The sequence below is a fragment of the Aliiglaciecola lipolytica E3 genome (assembly GCF_000314975.1).
GTDB classification, from domain to species: Bacteria; Pseudomonadota; Gammaproteobacteria; order Enterobacterales; family Alteromonadaceae; genus Aliiglaciecola; species Aliiglaciecola lipolytica.
In genome coordinates, this window is record NZ_BAEN01000038.1 from 158,987 (window position 1) to 185,160 (window position 26,174).

The 26,174-nt window shown below is 40.3% G+C and carries 27 protein-coding genes; 18 read left to right on the forward strand and 9 right to left on the reverse strand.

Going from position 1 to position 26,174, the window contains the following annotated elements; genetic code table 11:
* Window positions 1-442: 442 nt before the first annotated feature.
* Both GLIP_RS09935 and GLIP_RS09940 read left to right on the forward strand, forming a co-directional pair.
* Entirely contained in the window at window positions 443-1,369 is a 927-nt protein-coding gene (locus GLIP_RS09935) for a hypothetical protein (RefSeq protein WP_153886311.1), read from the forward strand.
* Window positions 1,370-1,702: 333 nt separating this feature from the next.
* A complete protein-coding gene (locus tag GLIP_RS09940; RefSeq protein ID WP_008844488.1) occupies window positions 1,703-2,833 on the forward strand; it encodes a hypothetical protein in 1,131 nt (376 codons plus the stop codon).
* A gap of 313 nt (window positions 2,834-3,146) precedes the next feature.
* Here the strand turns inward: GLIP_RS09940 and GLIP_RS22300 are convergent, their stop codons facing one another.
* The 4 genes from GLIP_RS22300 to GLIP_RS22305 all read right to left on the reverse strand — a co-directional run bounded on the left by GLIP_RS22300 (window position 3,147) and on the right by GLIP_RS22305 (window position 6,705).
* Window positions 3,147-3,488 carry a PEP-CTERM sorting domain-containing protein gene (locus tag GLIP_RS22300; RefSeq protein WP_008844489.1) on the reverse strand — a complete coding sequence of 114 codons (342 nt, stop codon included), beginning with the start codon at window positions 3,486-3,488 and terminating at the stop codon, window positions 3,147-3,149.
* Between the two features lie 30 nt (window positions 3,489-3,518).
* Window positions 3,519-3,800: a hypothetical protein gene (locus GLIP_RS09950; protein WP_008844490.1), complete on the reverse strand. Its 282-nt coding sequence runs from the start codon at window positions 3,798-3,800 to the stop codon at window positions 3,519-3,521.
* Between the two features lie 279 nt (window positions 3,801-4,079).
* Window positions 4,080-6,263, reverse strand: a complete 2,184-nt coding sequence (locus GLIP_RS09955) for a carbohydrate-binding module family 20 domain-containing protein (RefSeq protein WP_008844492.1) — start codon at window positions 6,261-6,263, stop codon at window positions 4,080-4,082.
* Between the two features lie 238 nt (window positions 6,264-6,501).
* Complete coding sequence (locus GLIP_RS22305; RefSeq protein ID WP_008844493.1) at window positions 6,502-6,705, reverse strand: LapA family protein; 204 nt, start codon at window positions 6,703-6,705, stop codon at window positions 6,502-6,504.
* 194 nt (window positions 6,706-6,899) lie between these two features.
* On the opposite strand from GLIP_RS22305, the gene GLIP_RS09965 reads away from it, so the two are divergent.
* The 8 genes from GLIP_RS09965 to GLIP_RS10000 all read left to right on the forward strand — a co-directional run bounded on the left by GLIP_RS09965 (window position 6,900) and on the right by GLIP_RS10000 (window position 14,369).
* The gene (locus GLIP_RS09965) at window positions 6,900-7,811 is read left to right on the forward strand and encodes a universal stress protein (RefSeq protein WP_008844494.1); all 912 of its coding nucleotides are present in this window, start codon (window positions 6,900-6,902) and stop codon (window positions 7,809-7,811) included.
* A gap of 192 nt (window positions 7,812-8,003) precedes the next feature.
* Window positions 8,004-8,396 (forward strand): hypothetical protein, encoded by a 393-nt coding sequence (locus GLIP_RS09970; protein ID WP_226992206.1) that lies wholly within the window; start codon window positions 8,004-8,006, stop codon window positions 8,394-8,396.
* Window positions 8,397-8,557: 161 nt separating this feature from the next.
* A complete protein-coding gene (locus tag GLIP_RS09975; RefSeq protein WP_008844496.1) occupies window positions 8,558-8,872 on the forward strand; it encodes a helix-turn-helix transcriptional regulator in 315 nt (104 codons plus the stop codon).
* Window positions 8,866-10,185, forward strand: coding sequence for a type II toxin-antitoxin system HipA family toxin (locus GLIP_RS09980; protein WP_008844497.1), 1,320 nt, complete (start codon window positions 8,866-8,868; stop codon window positions 10,183-10,185). The genes GLIP_RS09975 and GLIP_RS09980 overlap by 7 nt, the downstream gene beginning before the upstream one ends.
* A gap of 102 nt (window positions 10,186-10,287) precedes the next feature.
* Entirely contained in the window at window positions 10,288-11,952 is a 1,665-nt protein-coding gene (locus GLIP_RS09985) for an FMN-binding glutamate synthase family protein (protein ID WP_008844498.1), read from the forward strand.
* A gap of 18 nt (window positions 11,953-11,970) precedes the next feature.
* Window positions 11,971-12,855 carry an NAD(P)-dependent oxidoreductase gene (locus GLIP_RS09990; RefSeq protein ID WP_008844499.1) on the forward strand — a complete coding sequence of 295 codons (885 nt, stop codon included), beginning with the start codon at window positions 11,971-11,973 and terminating at the stop codon, window positions 12,853-12,855.
* Between the two features lie 246 nt (window positions 12,856-13,101).
* The gene (locus GLIP_RS09995) at window positions 13,102-13,788 is read left to right on the forward strand and encodes a DUF4097 family beta strand repeat-containing protein (protein ID WP_008844500.1); all 687 of its coding nucleotides are present in this window, start codon (window positions 13,102-13,104) and stop codon (window positions 13,786-13,788) included.
* Window positions 13,789-13,985: 197 nt separating this feature from the next.
* Window positions 13,986-14,369 carry an MAPEG family protein gene (locus tag GLIP_RS10000; protein ID WP_008844501.1) on the forward strand — a complete coding sequence of 128 codons (384 nt, stop codon included), beginning with the start codon at window positions 13,986-13,988 and terminating at the stop codon, window positions 14,367-14,369.
* A 73-nt stretch (window positions 14,370-14,442) separates the two neighbouring features.
* Here the strand turns inward: GLIP_RS10000 and rluB are convergent, their stop codons facing one another.
* The 5 genes from rluB to GLIP_RS10025 are packed head-to-tail and all read right to left on the reverse strand — an operon-like array spanning window position 14,443 to window position 18,289.
* Complete coding sequence (gene rluB / locus GLIP_RS10005) at window positions 14,443-15,297, reverse strand: 23S rRNA pseudouridine(2605) synthase RluB (RefSeq protein WP_008844502.1); 855 nt, start codon at window positions 15,295-15,297, stop codon at window positions 14,443-14,445.
* Entirely contained in the window at window positions 15,297-15,965 is a 669-nt protein-coding gene (gene scpB / locus GLIP_RS10010; RefSeq protein ID WP_008844503.1) for an SMC-Scp complex subunit ScpB, read from the reverse strand. The genes rluB and scpB overlap by 1 nt, the downstream gene beginning before the upstream one ends.
* Window positions 15,953-16,792: a segregation and condensation protein A gene (locus GLIP_RS10015; RefSeq protein WP_008844504.1), complete on the reverse strand. Its 840-nt coding sequence runs from the start codon at window positions 16,790-16,792 to the stop codon at window positions 15,953-15,955. The genes scpB and GLIP_RS10015 overlap by 13 nt, the downstream gene beginning before the upstream one ends.
* 4 nt (window positions 16,793-16,796) lie before the next feature.
* Window positions 16,797-17,417, reverse strand: a complete 621-nt coding sequence (locus GLIP_RS10020; protein ID WP_008844505.1) for an L-threonylcarbamoyladenylate synthase — start codon at window positions 17,415-17,417, stop codon at window positions 16,797-16,799.
* A gap of 17 nt (window positions 17,418-17,434) precedes the next feature.
* Entirely contained in the window at window positions 17,435-18,289 is an 855-nt protein-coding gene (locus GLIP_RS10025) for a PHP domain-containing protein (RefSeq protein WP_040522600.1), read from the reverse strand.
* A 404-nt stretch (window positions 18,290-18,693) separates the two neighbouring features.
* On the opposite strand from GLIP_RS10025, the gene GLIP_RS10030 reads away from it, so the two are divergent.
* The 8 genes from GLIP_RS10030 to arfB all read left to right on the forward strand — a co-directional run bounded on the left by GLIP_RS10030 (window position 18,694) and on the right by arfB (window position 26,105).
* Entirely contained in the window at window positions 18,694-20,292 is a 1,599-nt protein-coding gene (locus GLIP_RS10030; RefSeq protein WP_008844507.1) for an anthranilate synthase component 1, read from the forward strand.
* Window positions 20,289-20,891, forward strand: coding sequence for an aminodeoxychorismate/anthranilate synthase component II (locus GLIP_RS10035; protein ID WP_008844508.1), 603 nt, complete (start codon window positions 20,289-20,291; stop codon window positions 20,889-20,891). Before GLIP_RS10030 ends, GLIP_RS10035 begins: the two co-directional genes overlap by 4 nt.
* 2 nt (window positions 20,892-20,893) lie before the next feature.
* Window positions 20,894-21,922, forward strand: coding sequence for an anthranilate phosphoribosyltransferase (trpD, locus tag GLIP_RS10040; protein WP_008844509.1), 1,029 nt, complete (start codon window positions 20,894-20,896; stop codon window positions 21,920-21,922).
* The gene (trpCF, locus tag GLIP_RS10045) at window positions 21,923-23,305 is read left to right on the forward strand and encodes a bifunctional indole-3-glycerol-phosphate synthase TrpC/phosphoribosylanthranilate isomerase TrpF (RefSeq protein WP_008844510.1); all 1,383 of its coding nucleotides are present in this window, start codon (window positions 21,923-21,925) and stop codon (window positions 23,303-23,305) included. It begins immediately after the preceding gene.
* A 62-nt stretch (window positions 23,306-23,367) separates the two neighbouring features.
* A complete protein-coding gene (gene trpB, locus GLIP_RS10050) occupies window positions 23,368-24,549 on the forward strand; it encodes a tryptophan synthase subunit beta (RefSeq protein WP_008844511.1) in 1,182 nt (393 codons plus the stop codon).
* Window positions 24,546-25,352, forward strand: coding sequence for a tryptophan synthase subunit alpha (gene trpA, locus GLIP_RS10055; RefSeq protein ID WP_008844512.1), 807 nt, complete (start codon window positions 24,546-24,548; stop codon window positions 25,350-25,352). The genes trpB and trpA overlap by 4 nt, the downstream gene beginning before the upstream one ends.
* Window positions 25,353-25,373: 21 nt before the next feature.
* Window positions 25,374-25,673, forward strand: coding sequence for a YciI family protein (locus tag GLIP_RS10060; protein ID WP_008844513.1), 300 nt, complete (start codon window positions 25,374-25,376; stop codon window positions 25,671-25,673).
* Between the two features lie 9 nt (window positions 25,674-25,682).
* A complete protein-coding gene (arfB, locus tag GLIP_RS10065) occupies window positions 25,683-26,105 on the forward strand; it encodes an alternative ribosome rescue aminoacyl-tRNA hydrolase ArfB (RefSeq protein ID WP_008844514.1) in 423 nt (140 codons plus the stop codon).
* Window positions 26,106-26,174 lie beyond the last annotated feature (69 nt).

Consider the following 26,174-nt stretch of genomic DNA (forward strand, 5'->3'; position numbering starts at 1 on the left):
ATTAAAAAGGATTTTGACGATGCTAATTAGGGAAGGTGAAATTCAAAACACGACGATAAATGCTTTCGTTGAAAGAAGGTTCTTCATTGATATAGGGATGATTAAAGTTGTCACGTCTTATCAAAAAACGAAAAAGTACATATTTCCTATCAAAGTCATCTTAACGTTAGCAATTCCCCTTTTATTACTCAATTTTTATGTCGCTATTTTCTCTATTTTTAATACATATGACCTTCAATTACTCACCCAAATTTACATAGTTTTTATGGCTATAGCGGTAATTTACGGACTAATTACCATTTCCCCAAGAAAGTGGCTAACAACCTTTGTAATGAAGTCAATTAAACAGGAAGACTTCAAAAAAACGGTTGAAAAACACAAAGATCTCAAATGGTATAAACGGTTAATGATAGACTTCGTAATTAATGGGTTCGAGGCCTATGTGGCTAATCTACCAACCGATAAAACCTTCAAAACGATTCGCTTTAACAGCACAAAATTCTTTGATTTAATGGATAACTCACTCGCTTTGTCGACTGCCATTTTTTTCCTATTAAATAGTGAGATTACATTCTCATTAAAACTATTCCAAGAGTTTAGCATTATGGTTTTCCTAGGCATTCCTGACATGTTGTTTTCAGGCATAGTTACTGCGTCAGGGATCAGCTTTGGTTTAAGTTATGATTTAACTCAAGTAGATAAGATTCTTTTAGCAATTATGAATGTTAGCCTTTTTTCGGCTGTCTTTTGCGTTGTATTTAAGAATCTAGGAGATGTAGAGCGAGGGGACTTCTACTTTAAAGGAAACTATTCAAAGTTAGAAATTGAACTATCTTATTTTCGTAAAGCGCCAATAGGTGTGGTGGTGATATATGATTATGGGCCGATTTATTCTCCTTACGCATCCCCTTGTTTATGGTATGTGGACGATATACAAATGCTTAAAGCTAAAGAACTCAATTGGGCGCACAAAAATATAGAAAACTTACATGATTTAGATGATAGAGAAAAATGGAGACACAATTACCATGCGGTTACACATAGAGGCTTTCGCAAACTCAAAAACATTGATCTCAACAATAATAAAGTTGAATATTATCTGAATGTTTCATCAATTTATTTATTTCGAGGGAAACCTGTCGTATGTTTTTACGATTCTACTGACTTTAGTCAAATTCAAAAAATTATCATATACAAACAATCTAATATTATAGAGTTGGAAGATAGTTTAGGAAATAAAAAGCCTATCCCATTTCAAACAATATTTCCCTTTAATTTCGTGACTAACAAAGAAGGTATTTGTACCTTTATTCACGAAAAACACGATCTAGACTTATCTCACACTGGGACCTTTGAGCTTGTAGAGTAAGTTAAGGCTTGTTGACGAAGTCTTGAAAGAATGTTTACGGAGCTAAACCAATTTTGAAAACAGGTTAAAACTTGAAATCTAACTATTCGATTATTGAGCAGAAAAAATACTTACTAGCAGAATTAAATTGCCCTTATCTAAAACTTAGCAAATTCCTCTAAACATAAAAGTGTTCTTTTACAGATAAAAAATACCGTTATTTAAGCTTAAATTACGTATTTTTCTAAATAACATGGCTTATTTTAGAGGCTAGTTATTTACGCTCAGATTTGGTGATATTTACCTTAATTCTAAATTTTTTGTTTGTGCCATAGACATGTCATAAGGATATTTATGTTTATATACAAAAAGCGGTATTTAAGGCTCGGAATTGCTTTATTGCTTATCGTTGTTAACTCCATAGTTGTTTTTTACATCGGTCGAGACCGCTTTGCTTTGCCAGATTGGTTTTCAACCCTGCAAGCGAATATTGGAGCGCTATTTGATAATGAAGACGACAACACTTCCAAGCTAAATGTCACGTTTGATAAAATTGAAAACCCACAAGCAGAAAAAGTGAACCTTATCGAACAACAAGACGCTAAATTGACTGGATCAACAAACATAATTAATCATGCTGAGTTGTCCATCCACGGTTCATTTTGTACAGATAAACGGCCTGAATCCGCAAGTAAAAAAATATACTCCTGGATAGACGGTAATGGAATTCGCCACCTTAGTGATAAGCCTCGTCGAGTTGATAGTTCCACTCTTGTTTCAGTAATAGGTACTATTCCTGCTGAACAACTGTCAATTAACTACATAAGCGCTCCTCCTTCATTCGATATTAAACAGAAAATTCACGAGCGGGTAATGGCAAACAAAGCCTTATTTGCACAAATTACGCCTAAAGAATTAATTAAGCCTGTTACGATCAACTTTAGAATTTTCAACAACAAACATACCTACCAAAAATATCAGCAACGTATAGCCCCTTCTTTAAATTCGGCAGTCGGATTTTATTCAAGTGGTATAAATGAGTCTGTGGTTTTAATGCAAAACGAACAACAAAGTGTAAATACAGCGGTACATGAGGCCATGCACTCAATTAATCGTCATTGGTTTGGTCATATGAGTAAATGGCTCAATGAAGGTATTGCTGAATATGCAGAATCAAGCCAAATGAATTCTTATTCTAAGAACCACTGGTTAGCACATATTAGACGAAATGGGGCTGTTTCATTGAGTAAGTTATTTAATGTAAATCAGCACCAATGGAACGCTCAAAGTACCAAGATGTATGCGACAAGCTGGGCGTTGATCGCATTTTTGATGGATACACAGCCAAAAACGTTATCTCGTTTATTACTAGAAGAAAATAATAACGGATGTAAAGTCATCAACATCAATGATATTGAACGTATAACATCAAAACAGCTATCAGTGTTGCAAAGTGCGTTTGATAATTGGGTACAGCAAATTTAAACCATCGCTTTTTTTAAGCCAAAATAGAATCAGCTCTAAGCTAGCTCGATAAAAAATGAAGCCATGCAAACAAGCGAATTGGGATCTTTAATTAGGATGGTTATTTACGACATGCCTGAGCCTGGTCGTGAGACCGTTAGGACTAATTAATGATATCGAGCGCCAATTAAAATTTACCTTCACACTAAAATAATAACGCTAATTTTAATTATGTACTTTCATGTAACATGGGTGAGCTTTGCGTCACTAACAAAAAAGCACCTTACGGTGAGTAAGGTGCTTAATAATAATGTTTTTTGATTGCTAACTGAGCTTACGACTTTTTAAATTTGCGAGAAGCCAATCCAATCAAACCCAAAGCCAATATTGCGAGTGTTGATGGCTCTGGTACAACCGCTTTGTTCGCACGTAATGCATCGAATATTAAAAAAGATGAGCTTGTGATGCTTGAATGAGAAATTACAACACTATCAAATGCAGAACCTTGGGTTGCTTCCCATCCTTGCCAGTTATAATTTCCAAACCCTACAGTGATATCATCTTGAGCAATTAAGTTTCCATCGTCAAAAAAGCTTATAGTGCTTGATGTAGTAGTGAATAGTGAATTGAAATAACCACCAAAACTCGATAACGATTCATTGAAAGCAATTTCCATTTCTCCGGTACCATTAATAAAAGATGCGACTTAAGAACCTTCTACTACCCCAGAGACACATCCACATTCGCCTCCACTCCAAGAACTAGTTGTGTGATAAAAGCCACTACCCGTTAATGAGAATGTTGCTTGGTTCTCAAAACCGAAGAAAGAAGCAGAGCTAAATCCGGGTGATTGGTTTGCTTCGAAACCTTCATAAAGCTCACCAGTAAATTCAGAAGCTGATATAACCCCCGCATTTGCTTGGCTTACAAGACTGGTTGCAGACAAAAATAAGATCGTAGATAAAACTTTCGTAAATTTATTATTCATTTGATATTCCTTTTAACTTCTTCAAAAAACGACATGAAAGAATAAAACTAAAAGCGATAAGACATCACGAATTATACACGCATGGAATAAATAGCAAAAATCACACCAAGAAACATTTCCATATAATTCAGTACGATAGGTAATTATTAAGAGGGTGTACTTTGATTATGTAAATTATTTTGACATGTAAAAGATAGTTTAATGCATAGATACAAATGGCGAGTTAAAGGTAATAAATTGCCCTACCAATATATAACGTTGGCAGGGCCTACTGAACGTTTAAAAGCTACCGAACGAATTAACAGCACCACTTGATTGGGTTGTTATTTGATTATTTGCGCCACTTTGCCAAACCACAGCGCCAACATCGCGTTTAATACATTTCCATTCGATAGAAGTATTAGCTGGCAGGTTAGTCACTGTCTCAGTCCAAGTAGGATAAGCGCTAGCAGACAGTTTTATAGCTGCATTAGTGTCCCAGTTGCCTAATTCCGGAATATTTCCAACCACATACACGTTTTGACCCCATGTGGTAGTGCCATTATTACAGGTGAAGTTTACCGCTGCACTAGTTGAGCTGCGCGCTAATATCACAGCACCATAAGCAGGAATATGTACGTTATTACTAGTGTTTACTACGCCCTCCCCTCTGCTTGCTACAGGCACTCCGCCTAAGTTGTATTGATTCCAGCTAGTGTTTGCCACTTCTAGATAAGAACCACTTACACCAACGTCATAGTTGTACCAGGTAGTGGGACCAAAATTCATCACAATGAGGTATTTGCCACCGTCACGGGTAAAAGCAGCTACACCATTATTATTGTGAATATGAGTAACCAAGCTATCTCCGCTGGCAAAACTTAGAGGATCACCTGCTCTAACCGCATTCATTTTTTTGTACCATGCTAAGATTTTTGAGCGTCCTGCATCATTTTGATAGTCACTTAATGGCAGTCGGTCATCCCACCAATCAATATGAAATTGAGTACTCTCTCCTCCCTCTTGCCCCATGAATACCATCGGTGTGCCACGCGCTAAAACCGTTCCTGTAAGCGATAATTGATTCATCTCCCACCCTTTACCATCGCGTCCACGCTTGGCTAAGCGATCATCAGTATTCCCTACTTCATCATGCGATTCACTATAAACAGTAGCGTCTTGCCAACCATCACCGAAGTGTCCAAAGACCGGCCATAAGTTATCCAAGTGTCCACCCGTTAGAACCGATTTAAAATTGTCATGAAAGGTGTCTGTCCATTGGCTGTCCATAGGCCCATGTGCACTGCCTTCTACAGTCGAGCCTAAGTTATCAGCGGTGAGACCCCACCAGTCCGGCAATTCTTCAGCCGTAAACCATATATTCGGATCTTCAGTCTTTATTTTGCCATATAGTTCTCGTAGAAAATCCCATCCACCACCGTCACCGGCTTGCGTAATGTAGCCACTATAGTTGTTATGGATAGTATTTGTATGGTCAAAACGGAACCCATCAATTTTGAATTCACGGGCCAAATACAGCACGTTTTGAATCAAGAAATGTTTAGCGACGTCATTGTTAAAATTGTATAACGGGCCCCAAACCGTATCCCCATCAGCATAGGTATTATTGTTCATGGTATACAAAATGTTGTCACCGATGCCTAAGTGATTAAACTCTAAATCTAATATTACTGCTATACCTCTTTGATGGGCTTCATCTACCATCGCTTTAAGGGCATCAGGACCACCGTAAGAAGATTCAATAGCATAGAAAAAAGATGGGTTATAACCCCAACTCAATTCACCAGCAAACTCGTTTACCGGCAGTAACTGAATTGCTGTCACACCTAAATCACTTAAATAATCATTAGTGTTATTGGCATTTAACTCTTCAGTGATTTCGTCTAGGGGAGATTCATTATTTCGATCAGTAAAACGTAAAGGATGTAACTGATAAATATTTAAATCACTTTGATCCGGTCTTTGCCAATTTGAAGATTGCCATTGATAATCATCACTAAGGTAAATTTTTGACATTCCGCTAGAAAGATTGGAATGGGTTACCCAACGCGCGGCAGGATCTTGAAAGGTCAGTTGCTGGCCACCTCGAATAAGCTGAAAGCGGTAGCTGTCGCCATGTTGCGGGGCACGTATAAAGCTAGCGTCTGTTCCTTTAAACCACCAGAATTTTCCGTCTGGGGTTCTAGTCATAGTCACCGCGCCAGTCTCTCCATTAGTGAAATCACCGTAGAGTTTTACATTTGTATCGCCAGATTGAGTATGTAATATCGCAAACCAATGATTACCTTCTTTGTATACACCAGGGGAGCGCTGCCAAATTGCGTTAGGGTCTCCATCAAGCCAAGCATCAGCATGGACACTTAGCGAACAAACTAAAAACAATACGCCTACAACGTGTTGCCACTTAGTTAAACAAAACAACCTCTGACACTGAACATGGATCTTTCTTAATACGTAATTCATTGGCCCTCCCACTCATTTTAAAATTAACATTTGCCTGCTCTAATTAACCAAACATTAACATTTGAATTCATAAATACAGCCATATGCAGACCTGAATACGTATGCATCTGGTCACATTTGTTGTTTATTTGTTAACAAACCTGGGGGAAGGAGTTGGAGTATTGATACTTGATTAAAAGACGCTCATTAAGTCATATATCGTCGATAAAGTAGTCAAAACAATTTTGCTTTCCTACACTTATTTAAGCGCGCTTTTTTTATTAGTTTTAAATAAAAATCCAATAATAAATCCGATCAGTAGCATTAATGCAATTAGTACCGCACGAGGCATGCTAATTTGCCAGAAAAATACTTGAACAGTCATAATTTGTATATTTTGTAAAATGAGAATAACCGCTAACACCAGCAGTGTAATAATCAGATAGTGATGTATTTTATGCACCCACTTATTCCTTAAAACAGAATTGATTAGTCATATACTCTGTTAACCTTAGTACACAATTTTTGTGGTGTAAAAATTGTCTTAATTCGTTTTGCAAAAGCATTTTTTATCAAAGTTGATTGGTTTCAATATTTTATAATTTATTAAGGCGTACCGTTGAGCCGGTCAAGCTTAATTCATTTACGGAGATAACCATGAACGCACCCCAAAAAATTTTAGTCGTTATTAGTGGAAAAAGAAAACAACACGAGTCCCTACTTAGGGCGTTGAAATTTGCCGAGTATAATGACATTCATATTCACTTGGTCACTGTCATCTACGAACCTATTTTGGAACTCACAGACGTCCTATCCAGCGACCATCGCAAAGAAATGAAAAAAGAGTATTTGGCCGATAGATTTCTTTATATGAATACCATTATTGCCGATCTCGAAAAGAAAAATATCCGCTGCACAGCACATGTAGAATGGTGTCAGGATGTAGCAAAAGGCATTGAAGATGCGGTAAACAATTTACGGCCTGATTTAGTAATTAAACGCATCACAGCGGATTCGACAAGTATCAACCCATTTGCCATGCCTATCGATAGACATTTACTGCGTCATTGCAATGCCCCGCTTCTATTAGTGAAAAAAGCCGCTTGGGAAGATGCACCAATATTAGCTGCGGTGGACGTATTAGCTAAAGATGAAGACCACATTAAGCTAAACCACGCAATACTCGATTCAGCCCAATTTTTATCGCAACTGAGCGCAAGTGAAGTTCACACTGTTAGCGCATATATCGTACACAATATGAGTGCAGCAGTTGATTTTCCTGCAATAAATCTTCATCAACTGAGTGAAAACAGTGCTAAGTTTCATAGTGAAAAGCTCGATTCTATGGAAAAAGAGCATGGACTAACCATGGCGAAAAAACACGTCGAATCTGGCGTGCCTGAAACGGTTATACCCAATGTGGTAAAGCAAATCGACGCACAAATGGTGATTTTAGGAACCGTTGCCAGAAAAGGTGTATCGGCCTTCTTTTTAGGCAACACGGCAGAATCGATTTTGGCTGAACTCAATTGTGAAGTGTTGGCTTTAAACCTTAATGCTATAAATTAATATCGAAAGCGTTTAATACAGCAATTCGTGTGCTCTGCCCTACAAAAATATACATTTGAAACTGTGCATATGTATGGTGGATTTTACTTTTTTCAATTTTTGGGTTTAACTTAAGTTAAATAAATAGACCAAGTTGTTACTAAATTGCAGGAACACGGTGATTACATAGTTAGCAGAAGCCAGCAAGTAATATTGTTTGCAGGACGCGGGCCGTGGAATGATGAATCACTCATGCACGGTACTCGTCAAATGGCGGTTAATATTGGTAATTTAGATAAATCACGTCCTTGGGCCCAGTTGAGCTGTTTATTTGGCGAATGTCTGTTACCGCCTTCTACATTTAATATGTTCGTTAAGCAGAGTAAAATTCGCAAAGAGATGGGCTTACAAGCGCTTGCAATTGTGATTCTCGATACAGATATCATGAATACAATCAAACAACAGCTAACCTCTGCATATCAAGAAGTCGGAATTGAACATGCTTTTTTTACATCTATTGATGAAGCCATTCAATGGCTTGAGCAACAACATATAGAATTAGACTCACAGTTCATTACTCAGTTCTATAACGATCACCCACTTTAACCAAGCACTAACATAATGCCCCAAAATTGGGACATTACCACTATACAACGCCACAATGTCCCTTTTAAGATACATTAAACAAAGGTTGATAAAGTCTTAAATATGGAACATTATTAGCCTATATACCAATAATGTTCCCATTTAAACCCATTAAGGTAGTTATGCAATTGAAAAATTTAGTCGCAGATTTAGGAGAGCGTTTAAAACAAGCGCGCTTAAACGCGGATTTAACACAGCAAAACTTAGCGGATAAAACGGGATTATCTCGAAAAGTGATTATGCGTGCCGAAAAAGGACAGGCACAATTAGAAACGGTCGTGGCGATTTTAATGGCATTAGATTTAACCAAGCAACTAGACTTGTTCATCCCCATTGCCACAGAATCCCCCGTCCAATTAGCAAAACGCCAAGGCCAACGACGTCAAAGGGCTTCAGGCAACCAAGTAACACCTAAAAAAGGTGTGAGTACATGGTAATGGAAGTCGTTATTGTTCATTATGAAGATTATGAAGTGGGCGCAGTCAGTTACGACACAGAAAAACAACTCGGTGCATTTGAGTACACATCTGCATTCATCAAAAGCGGTATCCAACTTTCACCGCTAAAGATGCCCTTATCTAAGCAAGTTTATACTTTCCCTGAGGCGGATTTTGCAGCCTTTAAAGGATTACCGGGGATGATAGCTGATTCCCTACCCGATGATTTCGGTAATGCTGTAATCAATGCATGGGTTGCTTCACAAGGTAAATCGCCAAAAGACATATCACCACTACAACGACTAAAATATACTGGAACTCGCGGTATGGGAGCATTAACTTTTGCTCCTGCAACGCGACATAAAAATCTTAATGCGTCACAACAATTAGAAGTTGAAAATCTAGTAGAAATAGCGCAGGAAATAGTTAACCAACGCTCTGAGTTCAATGTGTCATTAAGCCAGCAAGGTCAGGAAGATAAAGAAGCGATGATGGCGCTAATGTCAGTAGGAATGAGTGCTGGGGGAGCGCGTCCTAAAGCTGTATTAGCCTTTAATGATGATTTTACCCAGGTTCGCTCCGGACAAACTCAAGCGCCTAAAGGTTTTAATCATTACTTAATGAAATTTGATGGAGTGAATGAGCACAATACCAACCAAGAAACCTTTGGTGACCCCATGGGTTATGGTGCAATGGAATACGTCTATTATTTAATGGCGACTAACTGTCAAATTGACATGATGCCCTGTTATTTGCTAGATGAAGGAAAGCGCCGCCACTTCATCACAAAACGATTTGATCGAATCGAAAATGAAAAAGTGCACGTACAAACACTCAACGGTCTTGCACACGTTAGTTTTAAACAAGTTGGTATATATTCCTATGCTGAACTGTTTGATGTTGCTCGCCAGTTACAATTAAGTGCACAAGAAGCGGAACAATTATTTAGACGAATGGTATTTAACGTTGTCGCCAGAAATCATGATGACCACGCAAAAAATATCTCATTTATGTTTAATAAAAATAAAGAATGGACGTTAGCACCGGCTTACGACCTAGCCTACAGCTATAAGCCCGGTAGTAAATGGGTAAATAGTCATTGGATGTCATTAAATGCGAAGCGAGATAATTTCGATAGACACGATTTCTACACTTTCAGCAGTCTAAGTCCTATTTTTAACAAACGGAAAATTGATCGCATTATAGATGAGGTCGTAGAACAAGTATCAAAATGGAAAAGGTTAGCAAACGAGTATCAGGTACCAAAAGTGCTTGTTGACGAAATTCAATCTAACCTGAGGTTATCTTTGTAAATTTATTCACATGTTAAGCTACACAAATCCTTAGATTTATCTTTGGAAAATTGAAAACCGCAGTGCAGCGTTTTAATTGAGCACAATTTAATGGGGAAAAACATGCGATTTGCTTTCTATTTATTTATGTTTTTTAGCTGGGGATTGTTAATTTTTACCAGCAGCTTCTGGTCATTATCATATTGGGGAATGGCAGTACTTATCCCTATTACGCTAATCGGATTCTACGATATATTCCAAACTAAACATGCATTGTTACGCAATTATCCAGTAGTTGGACACGGACGCTGGATAATGGAAGATATACGTCCATTTATTCGTCAATACTTCTTTGAATCTGAAACGGATGGTACACCAGTAAACCGCATGTTTCGTTCAGTTATTTATCAGCGAGCCAAAGGTGAAATGGATTCATTACCTTACGGCACAAAATTAGATACGCAAAATGTTGGTTACGAATGGGTCAGTCACTCACTTAGCGCCGTGCATCATGATGAAAGTAAATCTGTGCCGAGAGTAACCGTTGGCGGACCAGATTGCCTGCAACCATACAAAGCCAGTGTGTTTAACATTTCAGCAATGAGTTTCGGATCATTAAGTGCTAACGCCATTCGCGCGCTGAATAAAGGAGCTAAGTTAGGTAATTTTTACCATAACACAGGAGAAGGCAGTGTTAGTCCTTATCATTTAGAGCATGGCGGCGACTTAGTATGGCAAATCGGAACCGGTTACTTCGGCTGTCGAGATACCCACGGTAATTTTGATCCAGATGCATTTAAACTAGTGATGAAAAACGACACCATAAAAATGGTAGAAATTAAATTATCACAAGGTGCTAAACCGGGTCATGGAGGGATTTTACCCGCGGATAAAAACACGCCTGAAATCGCTCGAATCCGATTAGTTAAGGCCGGCACACGCGTAGACTCTCCTCCAGGCCATAGTGCGTTTTCTAACCCGTTGGAAATGATGAGTTTCATCCAACAATTGCGGGATTTATCAGATGGAAAACCAATTGGATTTAAACTTTGTATCGGTCAAAAAAGTGAATTTGTAGCGATTTGCAAAGCCATGGTGCAAACCGGTATTAAACCGGATTTTATTACTGTCGATGGTGGCGAAGGTGGCACAGGAGCTGCGCCTTTGGAATACTCTAACTCGGTTGGAATGCCGTTAAGAGAGGCCTTAGTTTATGTCTGCGATATTTTAAAAGGTTTCGATCTTAAAAAAGATATTCGTGTTATCGCAAGCGGCAAAGCTTTTACAGGTTTCCATGTGGTTAGAAATCTCGCTGTCGGTGCTGATATTTGCAATAGTGCACGTGGTATGATGATGGCGTTGGGATGCGTTCAGTCCTTAGTGTGTAATACAAATCATTGCCCAACAGGGGTCGCGACTCAAGATAAAAAACTCGCTAAAGGATTAGTTGTCGAAGATAAATCTCAACGAGTGGCTAGATATCATAAAGAAACAGTAGACGCCACATTGGACATCGCCTCTTCTGCTGGCTTAACCGACTTTTGTACCATTAATAGAGGGCATATTTATCGTCGCATTAGCCAAACAGAAATTAAGCGATACGATGAGATCTACCCGAGTTTGGTGGCAGGCTGTTTATTGACAGATGATTACCCTGAACAATTTAGAAAAGAAATGCGGGAATCATCAGTTGACTGCTTTATGCCCAAAAAATATGTCCTAGAATCCAGTAGCGGACTGAAAACGAAAACGAATAAAGAAAGTGAAAACAACGCTGAAACAGCATAGAAAATCAAAGGAACGCTTGTGTCAACTCAAACTCACTCTGTAAACATTGCATTTATTGGCCTAGGTGTAATGGGATTTCCAATGGCCGGCTACCTCGCAAATGCTGGACATAAGGTCACAGTATTTAATCGTACGGATAGCAAAGCTAATCTTTGGCTAGAAAAATATAAAGGCAATAAAGCGGCCACACCGGCCGCAGCAGCTCAAAATAAAGATGTTGTGTTTGCTTGCGTCGGCAACGACGATGATCTACGACAAGTCACCAGCGGTGAATACGGTGCCTTTTCAAGTATGAAAGCAGGCAGTATTTTTGTCGATCACACGACCACTTCAGCTTCTGTCGCCAAAGAACTTGCCCTGCTCGCTGAGAGTAAAAGCATTGGCTTTGTGGACGCTCCTGTCTCCGGTGGACAAGCAGGTGCGGAAAACGGAGCTCTAACGGTAATGCTAGGTGCTAAGCAGGATGACTATTTAAAAATCGAATCCTTAATTCGCTGTTATGCAAAAATGCAAAAGCTGCTAGGTCCTGTAGGTTGCGGTCAAATGGCGAAAATGGTCAATCAGATTTGTATCGCTGGTGTTGTGCAAGGACTTTCTGAAGCCCTACATTTTGCTCAACGAAACGGTTTGGATGCAGAAGCTGTGGTTGAAGTAATTTCTAAAGGAGCGGCGCAATCATGGCAAATGGATAATCGCGCAAATACAATGTTGGAGAATCAGTTTAATTTTGGTTTCGCAGTCGATTGGATGCGCAAAGATTTAGGTATCGTATTAGATCAAGCAAGACGCTCCAATGCGCATTTGCCACTTACCGCTTTAGTTGATCAGTTTTATAGTCAAGTTCAGGCTAACGGTGGCGGCCGATTCGACACATCGAGTTTAATTACGTTATTGGAAAAGTAGTCAATATCGTCGGTTACAGGCTCTATGTAGCCGACGTTAAAAATTAACTTCAAGAATTCGCACATTTCACCACTGCTTAAGCGTAAATCACTAAATTCTTGGCAATTTGCCTAACCACTTATTTCATCTTTGAGCACTAAATCAAATAAAATCAATAATTATCAATGTGTTAAAAAATTGGCCTAAGTTCTGCTAATTTCTTCACAACTAACTAAAAACTAAAAACTTTACACAATCAGGAATATTATGTTTGCTTTAACGTCATTTAAAACAATATCAAAAACGTTAGTCACAGTTTCAGCTGTTTTCGCCTTATCTGGCTGCATTATTCACGTTGGTGGTGGAAGTAATGATACCTCTGAAGGCAATAGCGTAAGTAGCGTGTTTGGTGGATTAGAAGTGTCAAAAGGTAAACATGTATCGAATGTGAGTTCTGTAAATGGTGGGATTGAGCTACATGACGATGTAACCGCTAGAACTGTAGATACAGTAAATGGCAGTATTGAAATGGGTGAATATGTAGAGGTGCAAAATGCCTCTACCGTAAACGGTGATATTCAAGCTGGCCATCATTTTACCAGCGCTGGATATGTTAAAACGGTCAACGGAGATATCAGTTTGATGCCGAATTCAAAGTTGGGTCAGGATGTTGAAACCGTTAACGGCGACATTCAATTGCAAAACGTTAGCGTAAATGGCTCAGTTCATACTCATAACGGTGATATTAAATTAACCAATAATACTCAGATACTGGGTGACATCATATTTCATCAAAACAATCGAAATAATAAAGGTCACTCTATACCTAAGCTTAATATAGAAATGGGTGTTACAGTTTCCGGACAAATCATCCTCTACCGTGAAGTCGACCTTAATATTGAAGATGCTGAGTTACTTAAAAAAGTCGAAATTCAGTATGACAATGAAAAGTAATTTGAGAAAAATAAATTAACAAAACCGAGCTGAATTTTAATTGAACCGAATGTCATTCCCGACAATTAGGCCGCCCAGTATCAATCTTTTCTAGGCGGCCATTTTTTATTTCGCGATGCGCAAAAACCTATTTGTTTGATCAAATAAATTGATGTTACCGTAGCAACCATAAGTTCATTTAAACCAATGAGTACATTATGACGACCATCATTATCTGTTTGATCATTGCCACATCAATGCCCATTTTATTTAAAGCGCCTTTGGCATATGCACAAAATAAAGCGGGTGGTTATAACAATCGTTATCCTCGCGCTCAGCAAAATAAATTGCGTGGATTCGGCGCTCGCGCCAAAGCTGTACACGAAAATAGTTTTGAAGCTTTAATTATGTTTGTCCCCGGAGCTTTAACCGCTTTAATCACCCACAACGTCGGTGAAATAGCCCAATATCTGGCCATCGGTTTTATAGTTTCACGTCTAATTTATGCACTTTGCTATTGGTTTAACGTGCATCGTTTAAGAAGTCTCTTTTGGGGTGTCGGTTTTGCCTGCTCGATTGGATTATTGGTAATATCGTTATAGTGTTCAAAAATCCAAAAACGCCCCTGCATATGGATGTAGAGGCGTTTTAACGAAGAACAGCTAAATTGTAAATTTAGCTTTTTTTGGGGTTTTTATTTAATTTATGTTTTTTCACTGAACGACGCATACGACTAATGCGTACATGATCTAGCTTGTTGCGCTTTTCATTGACCAAACTTTCCGTTTCATTAGGCAATTGCACTGACTTCCGCAACGGATTCACATCTTCCAAGGTCAACTCTATCCAACCACCTTGGGGTAAACGTTTTTGTAATTCCAACCCACCATAATTCACCCGGATCAGGCGACTTACTTGCACTCCTTGAGATTCCCAAAGACGTCGCACTTCTCGATTACGTCCTTCAGATAAGGTGACGTTAAACCATGAGTTAAGACTCTCATCATCACCAGGACGACGAGAGATGGTAGTAAATTTAGCTTCACCATCATCAAGTTCAACGCCCTTTTTAAGCTGCGTGATCATTTTATGATCAACTTCACCAAACACTCTGACGGCATACTCACGTTGAATTTCATGTTTGGGATGCATCAACCGGTTAGCCAACTCACCGTCGTTGGTAAACAGTAGCAAACCACTGGTATTAATATCTAAACGACCTACCGCAATCCAGCGGCCATTTTGTATTTTTGGTAAACGGTCAAACACCGTTGGCCGCCCTTCGGGATCTTTTCGACTACATAATTCGCCTTCAGGTTTATTGTACATAAGTACCCTACAGACCGGCTTTTCTTGCGCGATAGTCAACAACTGACCGTCTACTCTGACCTGATCCGTGTTTTCAACCCTATCACCTAAGGTAGCGATATTACCGTTAACTGAAATACGCCCCTGCTCGATCCATTTTTCCATCTCACGACGGGATCCTTTACCGGCATTTGCTAGTACTTTTTGCAGTTTTTCACTCATTAATGTAATTGCTCTTTATTTGCTTCAGAGTCAGCGATAGTTGACGCTGATTCTGAAGACATTGTATCTGAATTAATTTGATCAGCCACTTTTTGCAGTCGTAGCTCATCCGCTTGTTCTTGTTCCTGCTCCGGCAGTACCTCTATGCTTTGCATTGCAGGTAATTCCGCTAAATTCTTGAGCCCGAAATAATCTAAAAATGCTTTAGTCGTGGCGTACAACGCCGGTCTTCCTGGCACTTCTTTATGCCCTACCACCTTAACCCATTCTCTTTCCGTTAAGGTCTTAATAATGTGACTACTGACTGACACGCCTCGTACGTCTTCGATTTCACCACGGGTGATAGGTTGTCGATATGCAATCAAAGACAAAGTTTCAAGCAATGCCCGAGAATAACGTGGTGCTTGCTCTTGCCATAACTTACTTAGCCACGGACTTAAACTATCTACCGATTGAAATCTAAAACCAGTAGACACCTCTACCAGTTGAATTCCTCTAGGCGCATAATCCAATACGAGTTCTGCCAACGCGGCCTCAAGCCTTTTATTCGAAACCTTTAAGCCTTCCAATACCGTCAGCTGCAATTTATCTTTGCTTAAAGGCTCATCTGCAACGAAAATAGCGGCTTCGACCAGTTGTTTTAACTGCGCATCAGTTAGCTTTGCCATACATCTGACTCCCTGTCACGCAGCTTAATATGAATTTGGCTTAACGGTTGCGCCTGTACTAGGTCGACTAAGCTCTCCTTTACTAGTTCAAGGATAGCTAAAAATGTGACAACCACACCGGCTTTCCCCTCTGAAACAGTAAATAAGGTTTCGAAATCTACATAATTTTTACTATCTAGCATGTCTAAAATTCTACTCATTCGCTCACGCGTCGAGAGCACTTCACGTTCAATTTGATGATGTTCGAATGCTTTTGCCTTTTTAATCGCGCCGTGAAATGCCAAAACCAACTCCTGTAAGCCCACTTCGGGTTGGATCTTTATCGGTGCAACTTGCGCATCTGGAATTGCCGTTGCGCCGAACAAGTCCCTTTCCATACGCGGTAAACCATCTATTTCTTGAGCAGCCAACTTTATAGCTTCATACTCTTGCAAACGTCTGATTAATTCAGCTCTCGGATCGTCTTCATCATCTTCTGCATCCGGTCTTTTAGGTAACAATAACCTAGATTTCACTTCCGCTAAAATAGCGGCCATCAATAAATACTCGGCAGCCAATTCTAGTTTAATTTCCTTCATCACCTCGACATATTCCATGTATTGTTGGGTGACTTGTAAGATTGGCAAATTAACGATATCGAACTTTTGTTTTCGGATCAGGTATAAGAGTAAATCTAACGGCCCTTCGAATGCTTCGAGAATCACTTCTAAGGCATCGGGTGGGATGTATAAGTCTTCCGGCTTTTCAATCAGCGCTTCACCATTCACAAATGCTAATGGCAATGGCTGTTGAATCGGCGGCTTGTTAGGTATTGACTCTTGCGTCATTTACTTATCCAAATACACTAGTGTCGCCACTACCTTCTCGGATGATATCAATTCCACCTTCCGACATATCGATTACGCTAGTAGGTTGCTCACCTAAATAACCACCATTGATAATCAGATCAACCTGGTGCTCTAATTTATCGCGGATTTCATCAGGATCGAATTCAGCCTGCGTTTCACCGGGTAGAATCAAGGTTGTAGACATCAAAGGTTCGTTTAATTCTTCTAATAACTGCAATGCGATTATATTATCCGGGACCCGAATTCCAATGGTTTTACGTTTTGGATTCTGCAAACGTTTAGGCACTTCTTTCGTGGCCTTGAGAATAAAAGTGTATGGCCCTGGTGTATTATTTTTAATTAATCTAAACGCCGTATTATCAACACGAGCATAATTAGATAACTCTGACATATCACGACACATCAACGTAAAATTGTGCTCTTTTCCGATTTGCCGGATTCTGCAAATTTTTTCTAATGCAGACTTGTCTTCCATCTGACAACCAATGGCATAACCAGAATCTGTAGGATAAACGATTACGCCACCAGCACGAATAATTTCACATGCTTGACGTAATAATCGCTGCTGCGGGTTCTCTGGGTGAACGTAAAAATACTGACTCATAAGTTTTTGCTATTTTCCTAAGCTACATTTTGTGGCGCGATATTTTGCCAATCGTGCCAAACCGGGGTTAATTGTTCCGAAAATGCCAAACTTTTCCCCAATTCAGTCCAGCGACTGGGATAATGGAAATCAGAACCTGTTGAAGCTAATAAATTATGTTCTATGGCTAATTCCACCAGCAACTCTCTTTTGCTCGGCGCTAAATGCATATGGTTAGCTTCAATGCCATCACCGCCAGCAAAGGCAAATTCAGCCACCAATCTACGCAGCCATTTTGCTGTCATATCATAATGTCCAGGGTGAGCTAAAACAGCCTGCCCTCCGGCATCTTGAATCCAAGTCACTGCAACTGCAATGCTTATCCATTCAGGTTTTACGTGGGCTTTTTTACCCTTGCCCAAATATTTTTTAAATGCGCTTTCAAGACTATCAACCGCATTTAGTTTTACCAAAGCTCGAGCGAAATGCGCACGCGTTATTTGCCCTACCCCAGCAAATTGTTTAGCGACATCATATACACCACTTACTCCAGCTTTTTCTAATTTGTGAGCAATTTTTTGTGCTCTACATTCACGACGATCAGCTTGTTCTTGTAACCTCGCTAAAAAGGTAGAGTCATCATGGTCTACATTCAAGCCTACTATGTGGATATCAAAGCCATGCCAACTGGTCGACAACTCGACGCCTGAAATAATATGCAATGTGCGCTTTGTGAGTTGCTGTAAATCTTTGAGTTCTTGCACACCTGCCACAGTATCGTGATCAGTTAACGCCAATACATCCACTTGCATGTTATGTGCGCGATCTAACAGTTCCTTTGGCGTAAGGCGACCGTCTGAATAGGTACTGTGACAATGTAAATCTATTTTCATGGCTTCTATCATATAACGCTTTAATTAGTTAGTTTTAAACTTTTTATCGCACTTTGTATTGACACAACCGTCGAATTGTTTTCTTCTATAAGGGTGCTGGCGGTATTATATGTTAAACGCCACAAAATATTCTGGTTAAATACCTTGGGAGTGAAATAAAATCCCTAAATAACGCTGATAAAACAGCATTAACATACAAAATACGACACTAAACAGCGAAAAACAGTAAATGACACATTCAACACAATTAATTACTAACAAAAATTGGTGGTGGCACATCCCTAACTAACGGGCTGTGAGTGTTTGTGTTTATTGCAAATAATGAATAAAAGGCCCGTTTTTCGGGCCTTTTTCGTATCTGCCCGCAACGCGTTAACGTTAAATCTAAATCAGAGATGTAGAATATGAGCTTGACTCAATTAAGTGAAAAACCCGGTATCGCCGAAACTATTGTGAAAAAAGGGCCATACGTTGCTGATCCACTCAGTGCTTATCAACAGCTATGTGACAAAAAAGCCAATACCTTACTGTTAGAATCTGCTGAAATTGACAGTAAAGACAATCTTAAAAGCCTAATTTTATTAGATTCAGCATTAAAATTAACTTGTCATGGTCATACAGTGCAAATACAGGCTTTGAATGACAATGGCGCATCGCTGTTACCACTTTTTGAACAACATAAACCTGATGGTGTGAAAGTCACCGAAGATGTACAAAATACTGCGCTTACATTGACTTTTCCGTTACCTGATGCAGATTTAGATGAAGATGCCCGATTAAAAGCCCCAGCGGTATTTGATGCATTGCGCTTAATTATTAAAAACATGCATTGTTTACGCGAGCATCCGCAAAACCTATTTTTAGGCGGTGCATTTGCTTATGACCTGCTTGCCAGCTTTGAAACGTTACCGGATGTACCGGATAGTGAAAACACCTGCCCAGATTTTGTATTTTACCTCGCCCAATCACTATTAATTATCGACCATCAACTACAAACAACAGAAGTGATTAGCACAGTATTTAGTGGTGCGAATGTAAGCAGCAGTTATTTTTCTGTCAGTCAGCAATTAGAACACACCATCGGTCAATTGAATCAGTTACAAGATCGTGCGCCATGCAACAATCCTGAACCTGTTGAGATGGTTTTAGCAATTGACAAGTCGGATGAAGAGTACAAACAAGATGTGTTGAACTTAAAAGAACATATTTTGGCAGGTGATATTTTCCAAGTGGTTCCATCACGCACATTCACATTACCTTGCCCTTCTCCATACACAGCATATGCAAATTTAAAGAAGCAAAATCCAAGTCCCTATATGTTCTTTTTACAAGATGACGATTTTTGTATGTTTGGCGCATCCCCCGAGTCTGCATTGAAATACGAAAAAAACAGTAATCAAGTAGAAATTTATCCTATAGCAGGGACACGCCCCAGAGGAAAACATGCTGATGGTAGCGTTAATGTAGATTTAGATAGTCGAATTGAGCTAAATCTGCGCGAAGATCAAAAAGAAAAAGCAGAGCACCTAATGCTTGTGGACTTGGCCCGCAATGATGTGGCTAAAGTGTCCAAGCCGGGCACACGATTCGTAAAAGATCTACTCAAAGTCGATAGATACTCTCATGTAATGCATTTAGTTAGTCGAGTCGTAGGTCAATTACGCGATGATCTTGATGCGCTGCACGCATATGCGGCTTGCATGAACATGGGTACGTTAGTTGGCGCACCAAAAGTCAGTGCCGCATCTTTGATTCGAGAAGTAGAGAAAAAACGCAGAGGCAGTTATGGCGGTGCGGTGGGATATATCAATGGCCACGGTGATATGGATACCTGTATTGTCATTCGCTCAGCATTTGTACGCAATAATATTGCTTATATTCAAGCAGGTGCCGGCGTGGTTTTTGACTCTGATCCACAATCTGAAGCAAATGAAACTAGAGGCAAGGCACAAGCCGTAATTAGCGCGATCGTTAGCGCACATTCTAAGGAGAACAAACTATGAGTCGTGCAATAAGTGTTTTCCTTTTGGATAATTTCGATTCGTTTACATACAACTTAGTGGATGAATTACGCGGTATGGGCATGGAACTAACAATTTATCGCAACTCAGTTTCGGCGCAGATGATTTATTCACGCATGCAAGAAAAATCAACGGATGCTGATGTGTTACTCATGTTATCTCCCGGTCCAGGCGAGCCTTCTCAAGCTGGTTGCCTTTTAGAGCTAATCGATTTAGCCAAAGGGGAATTTCCGGTATTAGGTATTTGTTTGGGTCACCAAGCCATAGTGAAATCATATGGTGGCAAAGTTATAAGGGCAGAAAGCGTGATGCACGGCAAAGCATCCTATATTCAACACGACAATAGTGCGCTATTTTCTGGCTTATCCAATCCTCTTCCCGTAGCCAGATACCACTCATTAGTGGTCAGTGATATTCCGGCATCGCTTAACGTAATTGCAAACTTTGAAGGTATTCCCATGTGTGTGTATCATCCTGCGCACAAAATGTTGGGTTTCCAATTTCATCCCGAGTCAATTTTAACGTCGCACGGCAGCCAATTGCTTGAACAAAGCATTCGTTATTTAACCCAAAAGGCATGAACATGAGTATCGATACACTTTCCCAATTGGAGTCTTTGTACAAAGGACAAGATTTATCGCAGCAGGCTTGTGAAGACTTATTCTCAAAAGTGGTAAAAGGCGAGTTAAACGACATCGTTATTTCATCCATGTTAACTGCTCTTAAAATTAAAGGTGAAAAGCCGTCTGAAATTGCTGGCGCAGCAGCAGCCCTAATTAATAATGCCGCGCCTTTTCCACGCCCCGATTATCCGTTTGCTGATATCGTTGGTACTGGAGGTGATGGCCACAATACAATCAATATTTCATCCGCTGCCGCCATTGTTGCTGCTAGCTGTGGAGTGAAAGTAGCCAAACATGGCAACCGCAGTGTTTCCAGTAAATCGGGCTCTGCCGATTTGTTTCGTGAATTTGGTATGGATCTCGGTATGAGTGCACAAACCGCAAGAAACTGCTTAGATGAAGCGGGATTGTGTTTTTTGTTTGCACCGAATTATCACGCTGGCATAAAGTACGCCATGCCAGTTCGAACCACGTTAAAAACCCGTACACTGTTTAATTTATTAGGTCCTTTGGCAAATCCCGGTAAACCCACTCACATGATGATTGGAGTCTATGCGCCAGAATGGGTTATGCCATTTGCAAAAACCTTAAAACTATTAGGTTATGAGCACGCATTGGTGGTTCATGGCAATGGTTTAGATGAACTGGCATTGCATGGTCCGTCGCAAGTCGCCGAATTAAACAATGGCACGATAACCGAATATACCCTTTCTCCAGCTGATTTCGGGTTACAAGAGTATTCCCTTGAAAGCATCAAAGGCGGTGAACCTGAAGAAAACAAAACGCTTATTGAAGCGGTTCTATCCGGCCAAGGAAAAGTTGCTCACCAATCAGCGGTTGCATTAAATGCTGGCGCACTGTTGAAACTTACCGGCATCGCCACTACCTATCAACAAGGCGCACAATTAGCAATTGACGCTATGCAATCGAAACAAGCATTAGCCACCATTTTATCGGCGGCCAAAATCAGTCAGCAAGGAGTTCAATAAGTGGCAAATGTATTAGAAAAAATTGTGGCTGATAAACGTTTGGAGTTGGAACAACGTAAACGAGACAAGCCGCTTTCGTCATTTAAAGACAGTCTAACGCCTTCTGACCGGAGTTTTTATCAAGCGCTCGCTCAACCTAATGCAGGTTATATATTTGAGTGTAAAAAAGCCTCACCTTCTAAAGGCTTGATCCGCGAAAAATTCGATCTTGATGAAATTATCGAAGCGTACGGTCCATATGCCGCATGTATTTCTGTGCTTACCGATGAAAAATATTTTCAAGGTAAATTTGAATATCTCGAATACGTACGTGAAAGAGTCAAACAACCCGTTTTAAACAAAGATTTTTTTGTCGATCCTTATCAAATATATTTGGCGAGACACCATAATGCAGATGCTGTCTTACTGATGTTATCGGTACTTGATGATACGGAATATAAACAACTTTCAAGGCTAGCCGATGAATACCAATTGGATGTATTGACCGAGGTAAGTAACGAAGAAGAAGTACACCGAGCTTTGGCTTTAGGGGCGAAGATAATTGGCATCAATAATCGTGATTTACGTGATTTAAGTACCAATTTAGCCACAACAGAAAAACTGGTTCCTTTAATCAAACAAAGCAAACATGAATGTGTCATCATTTCTGAATCTGGGATTTATACCAATAAAGATGTTCGCCGACTCGCCCCATTAGTAGACGGTTTTTTAGTGGGTAGTTCTGTGATGGCTGAACAAGACGTGAAATCAGCGGTTAAAAAGCTACTGTTTGGTAGTGTAAAAGTCTGTGGTATTACCCGAATTGAAGATGCAAAAGTTGTAGCAGCCTCAGGGGCTACCCACGCGGGACTGATATTTGCTGAAAAATCACCAAGATATGTATCGATTGAAAACGCTAAAGATATTGTGAGCGCTGTACCGTTTGATTATGTGGGCGTGTTTGTCGATGCAACAGTGGACACCATTGTCGCTCATGTACAGCTTTTATCTTTGTCAGCAGTGCAACTCCATGGGAAAGAAGAACAAACTTTTATTGATGAATTACGTAACAAGTTACCGCCAGAATGTGAAATTTGGAAAGCTATTGGCGTTACCAACACGTTACCACCTATGCAATTAAAAAATATAGATAAATATCTATTGGATTGTCAGGTTGGTGAGCAGTCGGGAGGAACTGGTCAACAGTTTGATTGGCAATTGTTATCCCAATTACCAGATGACAATCGTGTTTTGTTAGCGGGTGGGCTGAATCCTCAAAATATACATGATGCGGTGGCCACTAAAGCAAGCGGACTCGATGTAAATTCGGGTGTGGAATCGTCGCCAGGGATCAAGAACAAGCAAAGTATAAAACAGTTATTTGACGTGCTACGCAGTTATTGAAGATAAACCTGCGATAAAAGCCGCCAATAACGTGACAACAAATATTTAGATAAGAGAGCAAAATGAATCATTTAAACAGTAAATTTGGCGAGTATGGTGGTATGTATGTACCAGAGTTACTCATTCCAGCGCTGGATCAGCTTGAACAAGCTTTTATTGATGCGCAAAACGATCCTAGTTTTATTGAAGAATTTAACGGCTTATTAAAGGATTATGCAGGACGCCCTACGTCGATGACATTAACTAAGAATTTAGTTAGTAATCCAAACGTAAAGCTTTACTTGAAACGAGAAGATTTATTACACGGTGGCGCGCATAAAACCAATCAGGTTTTAGGACAGGCCATTTTGACTAAACGCATGGGTAAAACGGAAGTGATTGCTGAAACCGGAGCTGGACAGCATGGTGTAGCCACCGCTTTAGCGTGCGCATTAATGGGTCTAAAAGCACGTATTTACATGGGTGCTAAAGATGTAGAACGTCAAGCACCAAATGTATTCAGAATGCGATTAATGGGTGCGGAAGTTATTCCCGTTAATGCTGGTTCAGGCACGCTGAAAGATGCAGTAAACGAAGCTATGCGCGATTGGTCTGCAACTTATGACAAAGCTCATTATTTATTAGGTACTGCTGCGGGCCCTCATCCTTTCCCTACGATTGTACGTGAATTTCACCGCATGATAGGCGAAGAAACACGTGCGCAGATCATGGAAAAAGAAGGTCGTTTGCCAGATGCAGTTGTTGCCTGTGTAGGAGGTGGTTCAAATGCCATCGGTATGTTCGCTGACTTTATTGATGAACCGAGTGTTAAATTAATAGGTGTTGAGCCTGCGGGTAAAGGCATACACACACCTGATCATGGCGCTGCTATCTGTACTGGGAGCAAAGGCGTATTGCACGGTGCTTATAGTTACATCATGCAAGATAGTGACGGTCAAATTGAGGAGTCTTATTCTGTGTCGGCAGGGTTAGATTACCCGGCAGTAGGACCGCAACATGCACACTTACACGATATTGGTCGCGCTGAATATGCCGCAGTGACTGACGAAGAAGCCCTAAATGCGTTTCAGTTATTGGCCCGAAAAGAAGGCATAATCCCGGCGCTTGAATCGTCGCATGCCTTAGCACATGCACTTAATATGGCTGACGAAGCCGATAAAGAAACCATTATCGTAGTGAACCTGTCAGGTCGCGGCGACAAAGATTTGGCCCATGTTTACAACATTTTAGGAGAGCAAAAATGAGCCGTTACCAACACATGTTTGCACGCCTAAACGATGCTAATCAAGGGGCATTTGTACCATTTGTAATGCTTGGCGATCCAGACAAACAAACGTCATTTGAAATAATTAAAACATTGGTAGAAAGTGGCGCTGATGCTCTAGAGTTGGGTATTCCTTACTCCGATCCTATTGCTGATGGCCCGACTATTCAAAAAGCCAGTATTCGTGCGCTCAACAATAAGATTACGCCAGCCGATTGTTTTGAAGTTATCAAACAAATTCGCGCGCAATTTCCAGATGTCCCTATTGGCCTACTTTTGTATAGCAACCTTGTCATTAAAAGAGGGCTGACTGAGTTTTATCAAGCTGCTAGTGACGCAGGCGTCGATTCAATCTTAATTGCCGATGTGCCACTACGTGAAGCACAACGTTTTATCGACGTAGCTAAAAATACCAGTATTGATCAAATATTACTTGCTCCCCCCAATGCGAGTGACGAAACCTTAGCGGAGATTGGTGCTAAATCAGCAGGTTACACTTATTTACTCGGCAGAGCTGGTGTAACTGGCGCAGAAACGGCCGCCAACATCCCTGCCGATGAACTGATTGCAAAACTGACGCAATATAAGGTTGCGCCACCGCTATTAGGATTTGGTATTTCTAAGCCAGAACAGGTAAAAGAAGCGATAAAAGCAGGCGCTGCTGGTGCGATTTCTGGCTCAGCAACCGTAAATATTATTGCCGAAAACCTGGACGATCAAAAAGCCATGCTCGAAAAACTAGCAAGCTTCGTTACCGAAATGAAAGCTGCCACACAAAAATAATCGGCTTAAAAGGAACACAGAATGTTATACGTTATTTATTCAGAAGATGTGGCCGATAGCTTGCCTTTACGTAAGCAAGCTCGTCCCGATCATTTAGCTAGATTACACCAACTGCAAGAACAAGGACGTCTGATTATTGCAGGCCCCTGCCCTGCAATTGACAGCCCAGCACCAGGTGAAGCTGGATTTACAGGATCTCTTGTCATCGCTGAGTTTGAAAGCCTACAAGAAGCACAGGCTTGGGCCGACAGTGATCCATATATTGCCGCGGGCGTGTATCAAAAAGTGATTGTTAAACCTTACATACAAGCAGTTCCTTAGGCGGTAAAAATGGCACAAATAGACATAACTGAATACATAAGTATTTCAGAAGATCAGTTCGAAATGAACGCTATTCGTGCCCAAGGCGCTGGCGGCCAAAACGTGAATAAAGTCTCCAGCGCAATTCATTTACGTTTCGATATTCAAGCATCCACTTTGCCTGAATTCTATAAAACTAATCTTCTAAACAGTAATGATAGCCGTATCACCAATGAAGGTGTTTTGATCATTAAAGCGCAGAACTATCGCACCCAAGAGCAAAATCGCGAGGATGCACTGGCAAGATTAGTTGAGATCATAAAAAAAGCCGGAGAAAAGCCTAAACCACGCCGCGCGACCAAACCCACCAAATCTTCACAAATCAAACGCGTTGAAAGTAAAAAAAAGGCGGGGAAAACCAAGTCACTTCGCAAAAAAGTCGATTTCGAATAGGCAACCAATAGCCGCGTAATTCAAGCAATTCACAATTTAGCCGATACCCTTAATTGCAGGGGGATTGGT